Source organism: Photorhabdus namnaonensis (genome assembly GCF_001684335.1).
GTDB classification, from domain to species: domain Bacteria; phylum Pseudomonadota; class Gammaproteobacteria; order Enterobacterales; family Enterobacteriaceae; genus Photorhabdus; species Photorhabdus namnaonensis.
In genome coordinates, this window is the sequence record NZ_LOIC01000070.1 from 30,698 (window position 1) to 51,838 (window position 21,141).

General features: G+C 41.4%; 18 protein-coding genes. 8 read left to right on the forward strand and 10 right to left on the reverse strand.

Translation table 11 applies throughout. The features are described 5' to 3' along the window. Positions 1 to 564 precede the first annotated feature (564 nt). Complete coding sequence (uvrB, locus tag Phpb_RS11815) at positions 565 to 2,574, reverse strand: excinuclease ABC subunit UvrB (RefSeq protein WP_065390508.1); 2,010 nt, start codon at positions 2,572 to 2,574, stop codon at positions 565 to 567. 1,718 nt (positions 2,575 to 4,292) lie between these two features. On the opposite strand from uvrB, the gene Phpb_RS11820 reads away from it, so the two are divergent. After that, the gene (locus Phpb_RS11820; protein ID WP_065390509.1) at positions 4,293 to 4,907 is read left to right on the forward strand and encodes a helix-turn-helix domain-containing protein; all 615 of its coding nucleotides are present in this window, start codon (positions 4,293 to 4,295) and stop codon (positions 4,905 to 4,907) included. Further along, positions 4,908 to 5,801, forward strand: coding sequence for a queuosine precursor transporter (locus tag Phpb_RS11825; protein ID WP_065390510.1), 894 nt, complete (start codon positions 4,908 to 4,910; stop codon positions 5,799 to 5,801). Positions 5,802 to 6,017: 216 nt separating this feature from the next. Here Phpb_RS11825 and bioD read toward each other — a convergent pair whose 3' ends face one another. From bioD to bioB, 4 genes are read right to left on the reverse strand one after another with little or no spacing between them, the layout of a single operon-like run. Further along, entirely contained in the window at positions 6,018 to 6,698 is a 681-nt protein-coding gene (bioD, locus tag Phpb_RS11830) for a dethiobiotin synthase (protein WP_065390511.1), read from the reverse strand. Next, on the reverse strand, positions 6,691 to 7,458 hold the full coding sequence (gene bioC, locus Phpb_RS11835) for a malonyl-ACP O-methyltransferase BioC (protein WP_036780700.1): 768 nt from the start codon (positions 7,456 to 7,458) through the stop codon (positions 6,691 to 6,693). Before bioC ends, bioD begins: the two co-directional genes overlap by 8 nt. Continuing rightward, entirely contained in the window at positions 7,442 to 8,593 is a 1,152-nt protein-coding gene (bioF, locus tag Phpb_RS11840; RefSeq protein ID WP_065390512.1) for an 8-amino-7-oxononanoate synthase, read from the reverse strand. Before bioF ends, bioC begins: the two co-directional genes overlap by 17 nt. Beyond that, complete coding sequence (gene bioB, locus Phpb_RS11845; protein WP_036812938.1) at positions 8,593 to 9,630, reverse strand: biotin synthase BioB; 1,038 nt, start codon at positions 9,628 to 9,630, stop codon at positions 8,593 to 8,595. Before bioB ends, bioF begins: the two co-directional genes overlap by 1 nt. Before the next feature lie 94 nt (positions 9,631 to 9,724). Between bioB and bioA the strand changes: the two genes are divergently transcribed. Further along, positions 9,725 to 10,996, forward strand: a complete 1,272-nt coding sequence (bioA, locus tag Phpb_RS11850) for an adenosylmethionine--8-amino-7-oxononanoate transaminase (protein WP_065390513.1) — start codon at positions 9,725 to 9,727, stop codon at positions 10,994 to 10,996. A gap of 283 nt (positions 10,997 to 11,279) precedes the next feature. Beyond that, on the forward strand, positions 11,280 to 12,332 hold the full coding sequence (locus Phpb_RS11855; RefSeq protein WP_065390514.1) for an Abi family protein: 1,053 nt from the start codon (positions 11,280 to 11,282) through the stop codon (positions 12,330 to 12,332). 260 nt (positions 12,333 to 12,592) lie between these two features. Here the strand turns inward: Phpb_RS11855 and pgl are convergent, their stop codons facing one another. Further along, entirely contained in the window at positions 12,593 to 13,579 is a 987-nt protein-coding gene (gene pgl, locus Phpb_RS11860; protein ID WP_065390515.1) for a 6-phosphogluconolactonase, read from the reverse strand. Positions 13,580 to 13,724: 145 nt separating this feature from the next. Between pgl and Phpb_RS11865 the strand changes: the two genes are divergently transcribed. Beyond that, positions 13,725 to 14,543: a pyridoxal phosphatase gene (locus Phpb_RS11865; RefSeq protein WP_065390516.1), complete on the forward strand. Its 819-nt coding sequence runs from the start codon at positions 13,725 to 13,727 to the stop codon at positions 14,541 to 14,543. 134 nt (positions 14,544 to 14,677) lie between these two features. On the opposite strand, the gene modC is transcribed toward Phpb_RS11865, so the two are convergent. From modC to Phpb_RS23800, 4 genes are all read right to left on the reverse strand, one after another. Then, positions 14,678 to 15,742, reverse strand: coding sequence for a molybdenum ABC transporter ATP-binding protein ModC (gene modC, locus Phpb_RS11870; RefSeq protein ID WP_065390517.1), 1,065 nt, complete (start codon positions 15,740 to 15,742; stop codon positions 14,678 to 14,680). After that, complete coding sequence (gene modB, locus Phpb_RS11875; protein ID WP_065390518.1) at positions 15,736 to 16,428, reverse strand: molybdate ABC transporter permease subunit; 693 nt, start codon at positions 16,426 to 16,428, stop codon at positions 15,736 to 15,738. Before modB ends, modC begins: the two co-directional genes overlap by 7 nt. 16 nt (positions 16,429 to 16,444) lie before the next feature. Further along, entirely contained in the window at positions 16,445 to 17,215 is a 771-nt protein-coding gene (gene modA / locus Phpb_RS11880; protein WP_065390519.1) for a molybdate ABC transporter substrate-binding protein, read from the reverse strand. 248 nt (positions 17,216 to 17,463) lie between these two features. After that, a complete protein-coding gene (locus tag Phpb_RS23800; RefSeq protein ID WP_071647086.1) occupies positions 17,464 to 17,598 on the reverse strand; it encodes an AcrZ family multidrug efflux pump-associated protein in 135 nt (44 codons plus the stop codon). Between the two features lie 184 nt (positions 17,599 to 17,782). Between Phpb_RS23800 and modE the strand changes: the two genes are divergently transcribed. The 3 genes from modE (at position 17,783) to Phpb_RS11895 (ending at position 21,048) form a co-directional block, all read left to right on the forward strand. Beyond that, complete coding sequence (gene modE / locus Phpb_RS11885) at positions 17,783 to 18,574, forward strand: molybdenum-dependent transcriptional regulator (protein WP_065390600.1); 792 nt, start codon at positions 17,783 to 17,785, stop codon at positions 18,572 to 18,574. A 176-nt stretch (positions 18,575 to 18,750) separates the two neighbouring features. Further along, on the forward strand, positions 18,751 to 20,226 hold the full coding sequence (modF, locus tag Phpb_RS11890; protein WP_065390520.1) for a molybdate ABC transporter ATP-binding protein ModF: 1,476 nt from the start codon (positions 18,751 to 18,753) through the stop codon (positions 20,224 to 20,226). Between the two features lie 462 nt (positions 20,227 to 20,688). Next, positions 20,689 to 21,048 carry a hypothetical protein gene (locus Phpb_RS11895; protein WP_065390521.1) on the forward strand — a complete coding sequence of 120 codons (360 nt, stop codon included), beginning with the start codon at positions 20,689 to 20,691 and terminating at the stop codon, positions 21,046 to 21,048. Positions 21,049 to 21,141 lie beyond the last annotated feature (93 nt).

A 21,141-nucleotide genomic window follows, 5' to 3' on the forward strand; every position in this document is an offset into this window, starting at 1 on the left:
CTACCTGAAAGGTGGTTTGGGGCAGTGCGCCAATTCGGCAAGTGAAAACTAATCCATCCATATTTGAAACCTGACATAATTGAGCCATTATCCTGCAACGGGGATAACGCAAGAAGCCATTAAACGAGCCATGACAGGCGGCTCTTTTAAATAGCGCCGGTCTGTTCCGCGGTAAAAAAATGACAGCGTAAAATAGCCATCATTTAATACGTGGCGTTAGAGAGAAAACAGACCGCGTCCAGCTAAGTAGGATGGAGTGGAGACAAATAACAAAGAATTTCGCTCTCTCAATATTATGACCCCAGGATCACGATATTTATTAGATGAATATGAGGAAAATGTGATTAATGTCACGCAAAATGGCTAATTAATCGCCATCAATTCCGATTTTTCATATTGAATTCTTTGATTAATAAATCGCTCAATAGCTCCTTTTTCAATCGAAAAATTTAACCTGTCATGGGTCGCCACTCCCAATAACAGGCAATAAATTTCTGCGAGTTTATTTTCAATGCTGGCTTTTTGCGACATCCTCGCATTGGACAAGGATTTACGGGGCAATTGTTAAGAATTGGCAATAAATTGCTCACGCAATGCCTGAACCTGATCTCGAACACTCGCCGCCTGTTCGAATTCAAGATCCTGCGCATGCTGGTACATCTTCGCTTCCAGCTCGCGGATTTTGCTTTCCAGCTCTTTGGTAGACAGTTTGTTGAATGTTTCCGTTGTGGCAGCAGCTTTACCTCTGCCTTTCCCTTTACCATTCGTCGGCTGTCCGATTTGCAGAATATCACCAATTTTCTTATTCAGACCTTTTGGAATAATGCCGTGTTTTTCATTAAATATCTGCTGTTTAGCACGCCGACGTTCCGTTTCACCAATCGCTTTCGCCATTGAATCAGTTACCTTATCGCCATAAAGAATCGCTTTACCATGTAGGTTACGGGCAGCACGCCCAATCGTTTGAATTAATGAACGTTCAGACCGCAGGAAACCTTCTTTATCCGCATCCAGAATGGCTACCAGAGAAACTTCCGGCATATCCAGCCCTTCCCTCAGTAAGTTAATCCCCACTAATACGTCAAACTCACCTAAACGAAGATCCCGAATAATTTCCACACGTTCGACAGTATCAATATCCGAATGCAAATAACGAACCCGTTCACCGTGTTCTTCCAAATACTCCGTCAAGTCCTCCGCCATCCGTTTAGTCAATGTGGTGACCAACACTCGCTCATTTTTCACCGCCCGGATGCGAATTTCAGACAATAAATCATCAACCTGCGTTGCGACAGGACGCACCTCCACTTCCGGATCAAGCAAGCCAGTAGGACGCACCACCTGTTCCACCACATCGCCACCAGATTTTTCCAATTCATATTTGCCCGGCGTTGCCGAAATATAAATTGTCTGTGGAGCCAGCGCCTCAAATTCTTCAAACCGAAGTGGGCGATTATCCAGCGCGGAAGGCATGCGGAAACCATATTCCACCAATGTCTCTTTGCGGGAGCGATCCCCTCGGTACATCCCACCGATTTGCGGGATGGTAACGTGCGATTCATCCACTACCAGCAAACCATCCGCCGGCAGATAATCAAACAGTGTCGGCGGCGGCTCACCTTCAGCACGGCCAGAGAGGTAACGGGAATAGTTTTCAATACCAGAGCAATAACCCAATTCATTCATCATTTCCAAATCAAATTGAGTACGCTGCGTAATACGCTGTTCTTCCAGCAATTTACCATTTGCCAGCAATACCTTACGCCGCTGCTCAAGCTCAATTTTAATCTCTTCCATTGCCTGAATAATACGCTCACGCGGAGTAACATAGTGAGTTTTAGGATAAACGGTGTATCGCGGCACATGATATTGAATCTGTCCCGTTAGCGGATCAAACAGTGATAACCGTTCTACTTCATCATCAAACAATTCAACGCGCAGGGCATGCTCATCAGATTCAGCCGGAAAGATATCAATCACTTCACCGCGTACCCTAAATGTCCCTCGCTGAAATGCCTGATCATTACGGGTATATTGCAATTCAGCCAAACGCCGCAGAATGGAACGTTGATCGATAATCATACCGTTAGTCAGGTGAAGCATCATTTTTAGGTAACTATCGGGATCACCCAAACCATAAATAGCCGAGACAGACGCGACAACAATGACGTCTCGCCGCTCCAGTAAAGCCTTGGTGGCAGACAAACGCATTTGCTCAATGTGTTCGTTTACGGAAGCATCTTTTTCAATAAAAGTATCGGAGCTTGGCACATAGGCTTCCGGTTGGTAATAATCGTAGTAAGAAACAAAGTACTCTACGGCATTTTCTGGGAAAAAGTCCTTCATTTCACTGTAAAGTTGAGCCGCCAGTGTCTTGTTCGGAGCAAGTACCATCGTTGGTCGGTTTAAATTGGCTATCACATTAGCGATAGTGAATGTCTTACCCGACCCGGTTACTCCTAGCAAAGTCTGATGGGCAAGCCCGTCTTCTAAGCCTTCCTGTAATTGGCGGATAGCCTCTGGTTGATCACCGCCCGGTTGGAAGTCAGAATGTAATTTGAACACCTTAGTCATCGGTATCTCACTTTCCTAACATTAATGCACATATAATACTGGATAAAAAACCAGCTTCAAGTTAGTTTTATAAAAACGGACTCAAACAGGTCGCTTCCCTATCAATTAAACATGCGTTGATATCAAAATAAATGCCATTTTATCCCCAAAATTATCTTGATTTTTCCATTTTTTATCTGATCCGCTGAAAGGTGACAACATGGAGCATCATCACTGGCCAGACAGGGCTTGATTTTAGTTATCTCATTGATATTTAAAAGGATTAAAACAAAGACGAGAATAACATCAACCTTGACTCAAGCCGCGTATTTTCTTGCGTTGCGTCACTTTTCTAAGTCTAATACACAAGGTTATCCACAGGAATAGTGGATAACTCTACAAACCCTATTAACTGTACGAGGTTGCAACATCATGCCACAAAATAGGTATTCTCTATCGATAAAAATTTTTACTATTTTTTTACCTTTATCTCAGTTATTTATTTCAAAAAAATGAATAACTTTGCTGAAAAAGTAAGAATTTTCTCATGGAAATTAAACGTCAATAAATTATATTCGTTCAATATTATCAACATTAAAGGTAGATAATCATCATATTTTTCTGTATGATGGTTACAAAAAACCATCTTTTCCTCGTCAAGCAGCAGGAAACAATGCAGCATTATATTAGAATTTTTATTCAATAAGAGATAACCGGTGAACAGTTTCCTGTATGGAAATCTGTTACTCAAGAGGAAAGTTGTGTTTTTGCTAAGCAGAAATAGGCTTTTCTGCTTCCTACGCTTTTAGCAATAGCAGATTCAATATCATCAACAGCATTTTTGACTATTTTTACTATGTCGATAAATAATGCCGTCAATAAACAATGCCAACAAATAATACCTATAAGCAATTACCTATAGACAATGGCGATAAATATTTACCAAAAAAATAATTGGCTTAATTGGCATGAACAAAATCCGTTTTTTAATTAGGATATTAATGTATGTTATTGATAAAATAATGAATTTACATCAACATATCTCCTATTTTACAAAATGAGCTCCATCGCAAACACATAAAAAAATGATAGATACACAAATATCAAATCGACACTGCCCTCGTAAAACGTCCAATATTCTGTTGGCTATCTCCGATCGAAAAACTACTCTGTATCTATCATTCACAATTTCAATCGATTGCTGTTCCAAAGCATCTTTATACTGCCATTTCCTGGTGTTTTAACCGTGTTATCATTTTATTAATTTACTAATTTCTGTCCTAATGTTTATTTCACTTCCTCTGTTTTCTTGATATTCCCTAGTGCTAAAAGAAATAACCCACTTCCAAACTCGAAGGATAAAGTAGCTCTTTCCCCGAGAGATTTATAATAAGAATAATATTTTGTTTGATGCTATCTGATGACCCAAAAACACATCAACACAACTTAACATTATTATAATAAAATCCATAAAGTCAACACAAAAATAAACATAAAGTTCAGTTTTGTGTAAACTTTATAATGAATTTTACTTAATTACATGATTTAACTTTCATTTTTAGAATATAAATGTAAATCCATGAGCATTTTCTGATATAGGATGTGCTAATATAGATCATCATAAAATTAAGATATTAAAAGTAAAATCAATAAATTATCACAATGAGTGGTTTTTTCACACAGGACAATATCATCAAGTAATATATAGTAATGCTGTTATTTTTATATAAAGGATTTTCATGAAAACGTCTAACGCACAGCGAAAAACAAATATCATTAAAAATATAGAATATTTGATACGTACCCGTGGAGAAACCAAGAGTTCTTTTTCCAATCGAACAGGATTAACCCGCACCACCATTTATAAAATCCTAGAAGGGCAAGTCAATAACGTTCAACAATCTACTATTCTTCGGATCTCCGATTTTTTCGGTGTTTCCTGTGAAGAAATAGAATATTATGACCTTGAACAATTAGAACGCCTCAATGAAACACTCTCAACCGAAGGCAATAAAAATCCTTCGGCTATCCCTATCGTTCCACAATCTGAATTTTTAGCCGTTTCTGAGAAAAAAATCGGTCAGCTTGTTACCGAGTATCCATTGACCTATTTCTTTGGTGATGAATCAAACATGCTGGCTCTTAAAGTTGAATCGGCAATAGAGGATACCTTCATTCCCGGCGAGGTGATCCTGATAAAACGTCCCCCCGCATTAGTCACCAATACGCCATTATTGTATTACGCTAAGGGAATTGGGTTCTTTATCCGGCAAGAGAGAAATGATGATTACCTCGATAGGAAACCCTACAAAAATGCTCATTTCTTAGGCTACATCGTAGGAGAAAGACTGTAAATGACGGCAAATCAGAAGTTTAAGTTACTGGGGTTTTCAAGGTACGGTAAATTATCGGCAAATGTCATGGTACTAGCGACAGGCAAGACCATTACTATGGGGCTAAAAGAGTTAGCCGACAGTGATATCTCAGAAGACCTGAGCAGGCATGAACTCAGTACGATATACCGGAAATTATACAGCCACAGTAATATCGTAACCGCTTATGAACTAGGGGATCGTCATGAGCGTTCATGGCAAGCCTATTTGCTCATTAGCATCGCACTCAGTGTTATCTATATTTTCTCTACCATATGTGGCGTGAAGCCCATTCATATCCCGATCCTTAATATCGTCACGCCTCCTGGGGTTTTTATTTACCCTATTACCTTCTTGCTGGTCGATATTCTGAACGAATTCTATGGATTACGTCTGGCAAGAAGAACGATTATTATCTCTTTTGCAGCGAACTTATTATTTGTTCTCGGGCTTTGGGGAACCGCACTGATGCCAGGTGTTCCTGGATGGGAGTTTGGTGCGACTTATAATGGAATAGTCAATAGTATCGTATCTGTATTATTGGCATCATCTCTTGCTTATTTCATCTCTGAGAATATAAATTCGTATCTCCTTTGCAAAATAAAATCTCTCACCAATTCAAAGTATCTTTTCCTGCGAGTAATAACCAGTACTGTTATCGCCTCAGCATTCGACAGTATAATATTTTGCTCCGTTGCTTTCTATGGCGTTCTCGGCATAGATATCATAAAAGAAATGATTATCGCCCAGTTCCTCATTAAAGTGGTTTATTCTATCCTGGGTGTAGGCCCTATTTACCTGGTAAGGAAGATATTCAGGAGCTATATAAATCGCCCAGAAGACGCGCCTGTGAATAAAAAACTCGCCGAAGTATGAATAGATATCCACCTTTGTCATAATATAAAAAGCCATTGAAAAATATCATTTTTATGCCGGAACACCGCTCCGGCATATTGTCCTAAAATAACTCTTCACATATCATCAGCAGTGAAATCCATATATTCATTATCAAAAGTATAGATATGAATAGTGTAATCATTTATCGTGACATTAAAATAAAATTCCACCAAATCAGATTTGTAGATTAATAATTCAATTAACCAGTAAATTTAAATCTATATATTCCTCTAAATGATTAAAATATCCTTGGGTTAAATGAGGAATCTTACCCAATAAAGGCGCGGGTAACATACGCTCTAATGTCGCCAAATATTCTTGTTGGCGTTTGCCTGCGGGTTCAACCTCATTAGCTATCCAACCTGCAAAATGCAACCCCGAACCTATAATCGCCTTCATGGTAAGTATCGCGTGATTAATACAGCCCAGTTTTACCCCCACGGTCAAAATAACCGGCAATCGCTCTTTAACCACCCAGTCAGCAAAAGTCGCCGATTGCGATAAAGGGGTATACCAACCACCAGCGCCCTCAACTAAAACCCAGTTCGCTTTCTTTTCTAACTGATGCAATCCCGCAGACATAACAGCAAAATCAATAGGTTGATTCAGGTCATCGCTGGCAATATGGGGCGATGTTGCTTCAACAAATACTAACGGATTCACTTCTTCATATTGCAAAGGCACAGAACTATTTGCCAACAATGCCAGCGCATCGGAATTACGAATACCTGCCGGTGTTATTTCACTACCGGAAGCGACAGGTTTATAACCTGCTGTTTTATATCCTGCTTTAGTTGCCGCTTGTAGCAAAGCACAACTTACAACTGTTTTACCCACTTCGGTATCTGTACCTGTCAAAAACCAGCGCTTAGTCACGATAAATCACTCCAAAGACAACTTGATAGCTAAGAGGCAAATGTTCATTTTCTCGTGGATAAGCCTGTTCCAGAGCAATCAGCCGTTCACGCGTCATCAGCCCCTGCTGACGCCCATAATGAAGGTGAGTCGCGCCAATCCCTTTCAGCGAACCCAATAGCGGCAATATATGAGAATATTGTTGGCGATAAACATGACTAATAAGACAATGCCGGAATCCCCGACACGCATCTTTAATCGTCTGCTGCGGCAGGAAGTGATTAATATGCTGGTAGTTATCAACCACGCTCCAGGCTTGTTTCAATTCATGTAATGAACCTTTAGCCAAGGTGGAAAACAGAATCAATCCACCAGGACGTGTTACCCGATAAAGTTCTCTTAAAGCGCTGGATAAATTTTCACACCACTGAACAACCAGATTACTGAAACAGATATCAACACTGCTGTCAGCAAGCCCTAAATGCTCAATATCCCCTTGTAGATAATAGTCCGCCGCCAACTGCTTACGAGCATGAATCAACATACCCGACGCCAAATCCAATGCAATAACCTGCTTCCCCTGTTGCCGCCAGCGGTGACTAAAAAAACCCGTACCGCAACCGGCATCCAAGACTAACTTACCAGGATGCCCATCGGCTTGTTGCATAAGGAACTCACCGGCTTGCTGCTGTAATTTTGCAACCACATCATAATTAGCGGCTGCTCGACCAAATGCTCCGGCAATCGCCTGTTTATTAACAAATTCAACTACGGAACTCATGCAACACCTCCATCAACATATCAATATCCTGTAGCGTATGGCTGGCCGTCAAAGTAATACGTAATCTGGCACTGCCCGGCGGCACTGTTGGTGGACGAATGGCTGTAACCCAAATCCCTTTTTGTTGCAAATACCGGGATAAGGAGATACTCAGTTCATTATCACTCACAATCAATGGCTGAATCGCTGTGGTTGAATCGGTCAGATTAAAGGGCAATTTCTGCGCCTGCCGACGAAAGTAATTGATATTCTGTTGCAATCGTTGACGTAATTCATCACCAGCTTGTATCTGCCGAACAGCTTCAGAAAGCGCCTGTGCTTGCGCAGGAGGCATAGAAGTGCTGTAGATCAGATGACGGGCATACTGAATCAGATATTCTGCCGTCTGCTCATCACAAAGCACCGCGGCGCCACTCAACCCAAATGCTTTACCAAAGGTGACAATCAAGATCTCTGGTTTGACTTTCTGTTGCCAACAACTTCCCCTTCCCTGCTCACCACAGACGCCAATACCATGAGCATCATCTACCATTAGCCAGTTGCCAGAGATTTTGGTTTGCTGATGAATATCTGCCAGCGGCGCATAGTCACCATCCATACTAAATACACCTTCCGTCACCACCAGCGTCTTTCCAATACAAGGTTTTGCCAATAAATCTGCAAGTGATTCAGGTTGATTATGAAGAAAACGCCGTAATTGAGCCGGAGAATGCATCGCCGCTTCCATTAATGAAGCGTGACTCAGACGATCGGCAATAATCCGATCCTGTTTCGTCATTAACGCGGCAATAACCCCTTGATTCGCAGAATATCCTGAAATAAAAAGCAGTGCTTTTGGGTAACCCAACCAGTCAGCTAATTGCTGTTCCAATAGCTGATGGGCTTTTGTATAACCCGCAATATGACCTGATCCCCCACTGCCAACGCCATATTGTTCAGCTCCCTGTTGCCATGCGGAAATGACTGCGGAATTGGCGCTTAATCCAAGGTAATCATTACTGGAAAAATTAAGATATTTGTCATCAACGGTATACAGGAAACGCCCATCTGATTTCTGATTGACCTGCCGCTGACGCCATAGAGAAGTATCCCGACGCTCAGACAATTGCCGGGAAAGATAAGCTGACCAATCCATTATAATGCCGCGTTATAAAATTGTTCGTTATCTGCATTGATGATGGCTTCTGCCAAATACTGCTGTTGCTGATTATCACCGAATGCCGTCTGAGTCTGCTGAGGATTAATACCCAGCTTGCGAAACAGTTGTAAATCTTTATCTTCCGCAGGATTGGGTGTAGTGAGCAATTTACAGCCATAGAAAATAGAATTAGCGCCAGCCATAAAACACATCGCTTGTGTCTGCTCATTCATCTGTTCACGACCTGCGGATAACCGGACATGAGAAGATGGCATCATAATCCTAGCAACAGCAATCGTGCGGATAAAATCGAAAGGGTCGACATCTTCGTTTTCAGCCAACGGCGTGCCCTTGACTTTAACCAACATGTTGATGGGTACACTTTCCGGCGGTTTTGGCAGATTTGCCAGTTGTACCAATAACGCGGCCCGATCACGGATCGCTTCACCCAGACCGACAATACCACCAGAGCACACTTTTATTCCTGCTTCACGTACTTTATCAAGGGTATCCAATCTGTCCTGATAGGTTCGAGTGGTAATGATGTTGCCATAAAATTCCGGGGAGGTATCAAGATTGTGGTTGTAATAATCTAATCCTGCCTCCGCCAACCTCTGTGCTTGTGAACCATTGAGCATGCCCAGTGTCATGCAGGTTTCCATTCCCAGTGCTTTGACTTCCTTAACCATTTTTTCCAGATAAGGCATATCCCTCTCATGGGGATTTTTCCACGCGGCACCCATACAAAAACGTGTCGAGCCGGCATTTTTAGCCTTACGAGCGGAATCAATCACCTGTTCCACTTCCATCAACCGCTCTTTTTCAAGACCTGTTTTGTAACGGGAGCTTTGCGGGCAATATTTACAATCTTCCGGACAAGCCCCGGTTTTGATGGAAAGTAGTGTACTAACCTGTACTTGCTGTGGGTCAAAATAGATACGATGAACCTGTTGTGCTTGAAATAATAATTCGAAAAAAGGTTTATCAAACAGCTCTTGCGCCTGCTTAATTGTCCATTGCTTACGCTCAATCACAATAACATCTCCAGTGTGAAAAAAGTGTAGCCAGTTTAAATAATGCCGCTATACTGTCAACCAATTTTAAGTAAATTAGTTTACATCAAGCCTTATGACAGCTTCCGATATTGAATTTGATCTACGCCATATTTGGCATCCCTATACCTCCATGACCAACCCTCTTCCGGTTTACCCTGTCATTGGGGCTTCTGGGGTGGAATTAGAGTTGTCTGATGGCCATAAGCTGGTAGATGGCATGTCTTCCTGGTGGGCCGCCATTCATGGATATAACCATCCGGTTTTGAACCAAGCCGCTAAGATTCAGCTTGATAAGATGTCCCATGTCATGTTTGGCGGCATTACTCATCCACCCGCAGTGGCGCTTTGCAGGCAATTAACAGCAATCTGCCCACCCTCGCTGGAATGTGTCTTTCTGGCGGATTCAGGTTCTGTGGCGGTGGAAGTAGCGTTAAAAATGGCATTGCAATACTGGCAAGCAAAAGGTGAGAAACGTCAGCGTATTTTGACATTACGGCACGGTTACCACGGTGACACATTCGGCGCTATGTCAGTCTGTGATCCCGACAATTCAATGCATAATCTCTACAAAGGCTATCTGCCACCCCATCTGTTTGCCGAATCGCCTCAGTGCGGATTTGATTCTCAATGGGACGAACGGGATATCATGCCATTTCGTATTTTGCTGGAACAGCATTCCCATGATATTGCCGCGGTGATCCTTGAACCTATCGTACAGGGTGCTGGAGGAATGCGCATTTATCATCCTGAATATCTGCGTCAGGTCAGAATGCTTTGTGATCAGCATCAGATTCTATTAATTGCGGATGAAATTGCCACCGGTTTTGGCCGCACAGGAAAATTGTTTGCTTGTGAACATGCTGAAATTGAGCCAGATATTTTATGTGTAGGAAAAGCGCTGACCGGTGGTTATATGACATTATCAGCAACACTAACCACCCGTAAGGTAGCCGAAACAATTAGCAACGGTGAAGCAGGCTGTTTTATGCATGGACCAACGTTTATGGGCAATCCATTAGCTTGTGCCGTGGCGGAAGCCAGTTTGAAATTGTTATTACAAAGCCCTTGGCAACAACGTATTAAATCAATTGAAAACCAATTAAATACTGAGTTAATGCCACTAAAACACCATGCAAAAGTGGCTGATGTTCGGGTATTAGGTGCAATTGGCGTCGTGGAGATGAAACAGCCTGTGAATATGGCGGTGTTACAGCACCATTTTGTTTCTCAAGGTGTCTGGATAAGACCATTTGGCAAGCTGATCTATTTGATGCCGCCTTATATTATTCAACCAGAGCAACTTTCACGCCTGATAAAGGCTGTCTCTGGTGCAATTAATTTGTAATTTTTCTTTATTAAATAAATTCTGCTGAATTTATTACTGAGCAGTTAATAAAGTTAAGTTTCAGTTCGATCAAAAAAGGCTCCTAATTAGGAGCCTTTTTGAAAAATTTCTTCACACTCCGACCTTCGCAGTGAGTAGGGGCGGGTGCTTACACAAGTAGAGTTACCTCTGGGTAAAGATTATCCAGCAAATCATCAAAAATGTCAACACTAGCTTTACATAGAATATAAAGCAAGCCTTAATATAGGTATAGTCAAACCACTCTACTGGGGAATGAATAACTATGACCATAACGACAATTATAGATTCACTATCGAGTTACAGATTTTCTACCTATCAGCTTCCTGTATTAGGTGGAATGACAAAAGAAGAATGCTTGGGCATCTATCTGTGGAATAAACAACTTGCCAGCGCTTTTTTCCCCGCACTTCAAATTATCGAAGTCTCCCTACGCAACTCCATTTATCAAGGATATATCCGTTATGAAGAGATAAAAATTGAAAATACGTTTAACCAAGCACAATGGCAAGTAGAAAAAAACAAGATTGATAAATTCTGGTTTATTAATGCTTTCACTCAAAAAAATAATGCCGAAGCATATAAGAACATTTTATCAGCAACAAAACAACTACAAAAAGATGGGAAAACATTAACTCCAGAGAATTATATTGCAAAACTCACACTAGGTTTTTGGGTATCAATGGTAAATAATAGTTACGATATACAAAGAAATTCATATCTGACATTATGGCCTGAACTCCGTGGATTAGTTTTTCCATATGCTCTAGATACACAAACTCAGCGCCCTCTTTCTATTAATAGTATCGGCAATGAGTTAAAAGAAATCAACAAGATCCGAAATCGGTTGTCACATCATGAACCTTTGTGGCGCTCTAAAAATGCATACCAAATGGAACACATAATTAATAAGGTTGTTGAAAGTTATGAGAAGTGCTTAAAGGTTATCAGGTGGATCAATCCATCTAATTTAAAACTGTTATCCATTATTGAAAATAACATCAAAATGAGTGAATTATGCAGTATTCATTCTCTTTGGAAAAATAAACAATTATCCACGGGGCTATCATCTCTACCAATAATAACCGGATGGGGGGATGAAAATAAACTAGATGTTACTCATATAGGCGAAATAGTAAAAATAGTCGATACCAGATATGCTTTGATAAAAAGCCAAAAGGATAAAACTATATTTTTTGCCAACGCTAAGGACATGAAAAATAATATTCAAAACTATAGTACTGGAACACTAGTAAAGTTTACCCCAGAAGCGAGTAAAAATCAGTATCCCAATGCAAAAAATGTTGAACGAGCTTAACTTCGTTAGAGTGGCTAACCATAAATAAGCACAAGAAATTTTGCAACATAAATGACCAAAAAATTTAGCAGATGAGTTTAGAGCAACCGAGCAGACACAGGAAACCATTTTGCATCTGCCCGGTTGTATGATTGCGAAATTTGGAGTTGTATTAGCTCAAACTTGAGCTGGTAACTACCGGTTATTTACATCAATGTCTACCAGATTAAACCGTAACCAGCACACACGATCACCGTTAACACCCAACAACTTTATCAAATTCACAGGGCCAGCACCGTTACCCACATTGGGCCTTTACCTACTGGATAGCGCGCCAACTCAGTCAAGTTACCGGTATATTGCTCAATAGAAGAGACTGAAATATGGTCAGACTTTTGACCGGATGCAATCAGATATTTTCCACTCTGATCGATAGCAAAACCACGTGGCTGAGTTTCGGTTCTATAGTGTCCTGCCAGCGTCAAATTAAGGCCATCTTGTGAAATAACAAAATGGCTGATCAAACTTGAAGTTCGTTCACTGGTATAAAGATGACGACCATCCGGTGTAATATGAATATCCGCAGACCAACGAACACCCGCTAAATCCGCCGGTAATGAATCAATCGTCTGAACAGACCGATACTTTTCCCACTTGCGATAAACATCCACCGTAGAATCCAGCTCATTAATACCATAAATCACCTGCTGATTTGGATGAAACGCCATATGACGAGGACCCGCACCCATTGCCGTAGTGATTTCCTCAGCACGTTTTTCCGTCAGATAACCCTCTTCTGCCATATCAAAAATACGGATGTGATCTTCTTTCAGACAAGGAACCAATAGTTGTTTATTATCCCAGTCAATATTAGCTGAATGCGGTGCTTGCAAACCTTCAATAACCTGAACCGGTTCACCCACAATCCCCTGTTCGTCAATTAGGCTGACACTCAGATTGTTATAACTATAGGAGGCAGAGAATAGAAAGCGACCTTGTTTATCTGTAGAGATATGAGTCGGGCTACCCGGTATTGATGAAATCCCCTGTTGTACCAGTTCCCCACCAGAGCCAATCTGGTAAGTGACAATACTGAATTGTGGTCGGATGCCAACATAAAGATGTTTACGATCCGGGCTAACCACCATTGGTTGTACTTCCCCCGGCGCATCAACTGTCTGAATGAGTGATAACTCACCTTCATTATTCAGGCTCCAAACATGAATCTGACAACTGTTTGGACTCGCCGTATAAACTACTTGTTTCATCTTCACTCCTTAATTATCTATTACCATTTTATTGCGCTGTAACGACTCGATTAGTTTTATCGGTTAAACTCACCGCACAATTGGTGTAGCTTTATTCAGTTCCAATGTAATATCTTTATATTATATATAGTTATGAGGCTAATTTATGTCATATCGCATCATTGCGCTGGATCTGGATGGTACACTACTCGATCCTCAAAAAAATATCCTGCCAGAATCACTCATTGTACTAAATGAAGCATGTAAAGCTGGTATTAAGGTGCTGATCGCCACTGGCCGTCATCATGTTGCTATTCACCCTTTTTATCAGGCTTTGCAACTCGATACTCCTGCCATCTGCTGTAATGGTACTTATCTGTATGATTACCATGAAAAGAAAGTATTAGCCTCCGATCCACTGTCATCTCAAGAAGCCATAAAAGTTCTCTCCCACTTAAAAAACACAGATATTCACCGTCTGATGTATGTGGATGACGCCATGTTATATGAAGAACCGTATGACACCGTTGTCCGTACCATGAAATGGTCTGAAACCCTACCTGAATCCCAACGTCCAACTATGCGACATGTTAATAGCTTTCAGCATGCTATTGATGAAGTACAGTCTATTTGGAAATTTGCCACCAGCTCTCCTGATTTAGTAAAACTGCGGGAAGTAACTGCACAAATCGAAAATGACACAGCTCTTTCGTGTGAATGGTCATGGTTCGATCAGGTGGATATTAGCAAGAGAGGTAACAGCAAAGGTATGCGTCTGCAACAGTGGGTTGAATCTCAAGGCATGAGGATGAAAGATGTTATTGCCTTTGGTGATAACTTTAATGACCTGAGTATGCTGGAAGCCGCAGGACTCGGCGTCGCTATGGGTAACAGTGTAGATGCTATCAAAGAACGAGCCGATCTGGTGACACTGGATAATACTCAGCCAGGTATTGCCGAAGTTATTCGCAAGTATGTTCTATAAACCCACAAAACCACACTTCGGGGTAATCCTTAAATAGGTTCCCCGTTGTTATTTAAATTATTTATAGCTATTTATAGAGATCCGATTGCTTCCAGTGGCTACCAATTTACGAATCGCTTCTTAATAAACAGAAACTACAGTTGCCGATTAAGAGAAACACTTTTTATCTGAGCATAAAGCCACTGCCCAGGCCGCAAATTAAGTTCATCCCTTGCCCACGGAGTGATCCTTGCCCATAAATAGTGACCATTTAACACCAATTTGACATCAACTTGCCCATTATTATCAAAAAATTCAACCACTTTCACTGCTAAAATATTACGGATACTACTACCGCGCGGCGGTTCCAATACTAATGAAACATCTGAAGCGTCTATTCTGATACGCAAATCGGTTCCCGGTTGAACATCAATTTTCGGCAACCATAAAGCCTGGTCAGCGAGCGCCACCGCTGTCATTTCATAACGATTATGATGTTCAACCATTGAAACATTCAGAATACTGCTAAGGGTCTCTTTTTGTAACCAAAGACGTAGCGCACTACTGGACCAAACCTCTTCCAATTTTCCTGTTGCCCTGACTTTGCCGTTATCCATAACGAGTACATTTTCCGACAGGTGCAAGATCTCATCCAGATTATGGCTGACATACAAAATCGGGATATTGACCTCTCCAGAAAGCCTTTCAAGATAAGGCAGGAGTTCTCTTTTACGGGGGAGATCCAGCGATGCCAATGGTTCATCCATTAACAACAGATCAGGTGCCGTCAATAAAGCTCGACCGATAGCAACCCGCTGCTTTTCACCGCCGGATAAGGTAAGAGGAAAACGAGATAGTAAGTGTTCAATTCCTAACAAACTAACAATGCTATCAAATTCCGGCTTCATCTCCGGCGACATTCCGTATTGAAGATTACCTTTTACTCGATAATGAGGAAAAAGCCGGGCATCCTGAAAAACATAGCCTATACGGCGTTGCTCTGGCGGCAAGCAGGTACCTTTTTCAATATCAACCAACACATGATCATTGAGGGCAATCCGCCCTGTCTGTGGGCGTATCAAACCGGCAATAACATTTATCAGTGAAGTTTTCCCGGCGCCTGAAAGGCCAAAAACAGCCGTAATCCCCTCAGTGGGTAGCTGTGTATTGACCTGTAAATGAAAATCACCGAGTTGTTGCTCAAAATCCAGCTCTAACATGTTGCTCCCAAACGTCTCCTTCCCCAACGGGTTAACCATTCAGAAACCATCAGTGACATCAACGCCAGAATAATGGCAATGACACACAAACGAGCCGCGGCAGTTTCTGCTCCGGGGGTTTCAATCAAGGCATACATTGCCAAAGGGATCGTCCGCGTTTCGCCTGGAATATTGGATACAAAAGTGATAGTTGCGCCAAATTCACCCAATGAACGGGCAAACGCCAAAACAGCGCCCACAATAATCCCAGGTAAAGAGAGCGGTAATGTGATAGTAAAAAATACCTTCAACGGATTCGCCCCCAAAGTACGAGCAGCCTGTTCCAGCCGCCGATCGACACCTTCCAACGCCAGACGTATCGCCCTGACCATCAACGGAAAAGCAACAATAGCAGAAGCCAATGCGGCGCCACGCCAACTGAACGCAAAACTGATCCCAAACCAGTCATATAACCATTCACCGATAAATCCACGACGCCCCATACTGATCAACAGCAAATAACCCACTACCACTGGCGGCAACACCAGCGGCAGATGGATAAGACTGTCGAGTAATGATTTACCGGGAAACTGGAAACGAGCAAGAATCCACGCCATTAAGATCCCAAATGGCAGACTCAGTAATACCGCCATACCTGAAACTTCCAGACTCAGGATAACGGCTTGCCATTCGTATTCACTCAACATGACCAAAAAATTATTCCTAAAGTGGGTGAAAACCGTAACGTTTAAAAATTGCCACGGCCTCAGGGGTTTTCAAATATTCATAAAAATCGAGAACATTGGGATTACTATGGCCTTTGATTATCGCCATTGGGTATTCAATCGGTTTGTGGCTCTCTTCCGGAAAAATCCCCACCACTTTGACTTTATCACTCGCAACGACATCTGAACCATAAACGATGCCCAACGGAACTTCCGCACGTTCCACCAGCGCCAGACCACTACGCACATTACTGGTACGCGCTAGCAGAGGATTAACCGTCTCCCACGCTCCCAAATATTGCAGCGACTCTTTAGCGTAAATACCCACCGGAACATGATCGGGATCACCAACGGCAAGACGACCACCTTCTAACAAAGATTTCCATTTGGTTTCTTTATTAATATCAACTTTATTGAGCCTACTCGCTTTCGGCGCAATCAGAACGAGCTGATTTCCCAGCATAGTCAACCGAGTTTCATCAATAATCAACTTCTTCCCGGCAACATAATCCATCCACTGTTGATCAGCGGAAATAAAAATATCCGCCGGCGCGCCTTGCTCAATCTGGCGAGCCAAAGTGGAAGATGAAGCATAAGAAGCCGCCACTTCACCTTTTTGCTCTCGCTTATACAGCGCCGCAATATCATCAAGTGCATTAGTCAGCGAGGCAGCAGCGAACAACGTGACTTTTTCCGTAGCCCACACTTGCCACGTCAAAGCAAAAGAAACGACAACGCCGACGAACAGTTTGCCAAAACTCTTTCTCATTTGTTTTCCACCTGTTTCTTACCCATTAGTTCGTTGTATATAGCAAGATATAGCGTTAAATGGAAGAGTGTTCCAATATTAATCGGCAAATCGTGAGCAACTTTTACTATCTAATTTAATTCGAATTAAAATACTGTAATAGAAAAACCAAATGAATAAAATGGAAATGATTATAATTAATTAAGACAAATTACCCGGTAAATCACCGGGTAATCGGAATAGCATCTGGTGTAAAAGAAATATTAGTTTTACTTTTCAGAACGACCAATACGGGAAACGATATTAAACAATTCCCCAAGACCATAAATTAAACCTAAAATTCCAGCCATCACCACCGGTACCATGACCAGGGCAAAAGCCATACTTCTAATCAACTCAAACATGGTAGCCTCACATAATGGCTCATTTAATGAGCCGGCAACATAACATATTTTTAACCATAGCAGGTAATACCGCTATAATTAGTACCATTCTAGACAAAAGACAAACAACAGTAACCGGCTAAACGTGCGTTTTTGTGGGTTAGCCAATAAAAATTTACGATCATATTTCCTGAAAAAAACTATTATGCAAGCCGAAATTCTATTGACACTAAAATTACAACAACGGTTATTCGCCGATCCACGGCGAATATTATTACTTAAACAGATTAAAGTAACCGGCTCTATCAGCCAGGGGGCAAAACTGGCAGGGATCAGCTATAAAAGTGCCTGGGATGCTATTAACGAAATGAATCAATTAGCAGATGAAATAGTGGTGGATCGTGCTACAGGCGGCAGAGGAGGCGGTGGGGCAAATCTTACCCACTATGGCGAACGTCTGTTGCAACTTTACGATCTACTGACACAAATTCAGCAAAAAGCCTTTGATGTGCTAAAAGATGACCAACTTCCCCTCGACAGTCTGTTAGCCGCCATTTCCCGTTTTTCTCTGCAAACCAGCGCCCGTAACCAATTCTTTGGCACAATTACTGACCGTGACCATAATCAGGTGCAACAACATGTCCGCATCTTGCTAGCAGATGGTCAAACATCACTGAATGCGGCATTAACAGAACAGAGTGCTAACCGTCTTGGCTTGGTAAAAGATAAGGAAGTGTTGGCGCTAATTAAAGCGCCTTGGGTGAAACTCACTAAAGAGCGATTTTCTATCGGCCATTTCGACAATGCCCTGACAGGGCAGATCAGTAACCTTGAAACAGGCGAAGAGAACACAGAAATTATTATTGCCCTTGATGGCGGTGAAACCCTCTGTTCTACCCTGCCCAATCAAGAAGTCAATAACCTGAAACTACACCCTGGAGATAAAATCACTGCACTTTTTAATGCTGACCAGGTGATTATTGCAACTCTGTGTTAAGAATTGCGGCTATTATCACTGAACAATTCAGAATATCCAGGGATATCATGATATTACGTTCCTTACGCATCCCTTAGTGTCCGATGTTAAATGTTAATTAAAAGTTAATATTGACATTCTGCGGCATTCCGCTTATTTGTGGGAAGATATTTGCGTTGCTTAAAAAGGAATAAAAGATGTCTGAATTGCAAATAGCGCAAGGCTGTTTCCGTTTAAGTGATACTCGAACCTTGCAGTTATCATCATTAAAAATAACCTCTGGTGAAAATTGGGCTTTTATTGGCGCTAATGGTAGCGGAAAATCATCATTGGCCCGTGCGCTTTCAAATGAATTATCCCTACTTTCCGGTGAACTAAATTGCTCATTTCACCGGTGCGCCCGCGTCTCTCAAGAACAATTACAAAAACTGACGGAAGAAGAATGGCAACGCAATAATACTGATATGCTCAGTGATGATGAAGATGATACCGGTCGCACTGCGGCAGAAATTATTCAGCTTTATCATAAAGATAATGAACTTTGCCTGGAACTGGCAAAACAGTTTGGTATTATGGATTTACTTTCCCGTCGTTTTAAATATCTTTCTACCGGCGAAACCCACAAGACATTACTTTGCCAGGCACTGATGGCTTCACCTGACTTGCTGATTCTTGATGAACCTTTTAATGGCTTGGATCTATTCGCTCGTGGTCAATTTGCTGAATTACTGGAAAAATTGTCATCAAAAGGGATCGTTTTGGTACTTATCCTTAACCGATTTAGTGAAATCCCAGATTTTGTTGATCAGATTGGCGTACTCGCGGATTGCCAGCTAACCTCTATTGGCATCAAAGAAAAAGTGATGGCGGATTCACTGGTGGCTCAACTGGCTCACAGTGAAAAATTGGACGATATCCATTTACCTGAAACAGATGAATTTCCTGTCGATGAGCAATTACCGCCCGATCAGCCTCTGATTATCCTACGTAACGGTATCATTCAATATAATGATCAACCCATTTTGCATGGGCTAGATTGGCAAGTTAATCCAGGTGAACATTGGCAAATTATTGGCCCAAACGGCGCCGGAAAATCAACGCTTTTGAGTCTGATTACCGGCGACCATCCTCAAGGCTACAGTAATGAGCTGATCCTTTTTGGTCGCCAACGCGGGAGTGGCGAAACTATTTGGGATATCAAACGTCGTATTGGCTATATCAGCAACAGCATTCATCTGGAATATCGTGTCAGTATCAGCGTTCGTAATGTGATTCTATCCGGTTTCTTCGATTCAATCGGCCTTTATCAGACAGTATCAGATCGTCAACAGCAACTTGCTGATGAATGGCTGGCTTTACTGGGATTATCCGCTCAAATGGCTAACGGTCCATTTCAGCGCCTTTCATGGGGACAACAACGACTGGTTCTAATAACTCGCGCACTGGTTAAACATCCGGCTTTATTGATCCTTGATGAACCTCTGCAAGGGCTTGATCCACTCAACCGCCAATTAATATTACGTTTCATTGATATCATGATCGCTGATGGCGATACTCAACTGCTGTTTGTTTCTCATCATCAGGAAGATGCGCCGCGATGCATCACCCACCGGCTGATATTTATTCCTGATGGCGACATATATCGCTATAACACAGAAAGAATTAACCATTAAAGTATTAAAATGAGATTAATACTGGAAAAAAGCCAGCATTGCAAAAGTGTGTTTATGTCAATCTCGTAGCAATACACGTGCAAACATGCTGGCTTTATCTATTCATAGCAATGATAAATCGCCAATAAAGTCAGGTACATAAAAATACCCACCGTTAATCTTTTCTACGTAAGATAATTTAAATTTGAAAATAATACATTTAAATATAAGAACATTAATTTCATATAGCCGAAAACAATAAAATCAACCCTTCAATTATTTATATTTAAATGAAACTTAATTCACTTAACAATGCCACTTCACGATCACAATCATTATATAGACATTCATCACATTTAATTAAATAGATTATTTAGCGAATTAGATTTTCGATTAAACTATTCCTAGAAGTAAAGTGACAGAATGTTTCCATCAGGCCAAAGATGGATTCCCGACTATTACATACCCATTGGGAGAATAACAATGAGTGGTCTAAGCGCCGTCATATCAGTCAAGCTTAAACTTGGTCAAGACAGTTATAACGTTGATTTAAATATTCCATCAGCAACCCCGACTCCTGAAGCGCCTTTTCTTTTTAGTGTAGTTTCACCCGAAAAAGGTGAACAACCTGCAAATACTTTGTTGGAGGTCGCTATCGGTAATTCAAGTAATATCTATATTGCCGTCGCACCACCAAGTTCACTATTGAAAGAAACAGGTGTTGATAAAGTAGTGGAAAATCTTAATGTTGTTGTTTCCGAAGGTAAATACAACAAAACAGACAAGAAGTTTGACCAAGATAAAAACGAAGATAAAGGTAAAGACGAAGATAAAAATAAATAAGCCTAAATTATCCGCTCAATATTAACCATAAGGCTATGCGTTTAGAACCATAAATAACATAGCCTTAGCGGTACATTTCACTATCTGAGGTAA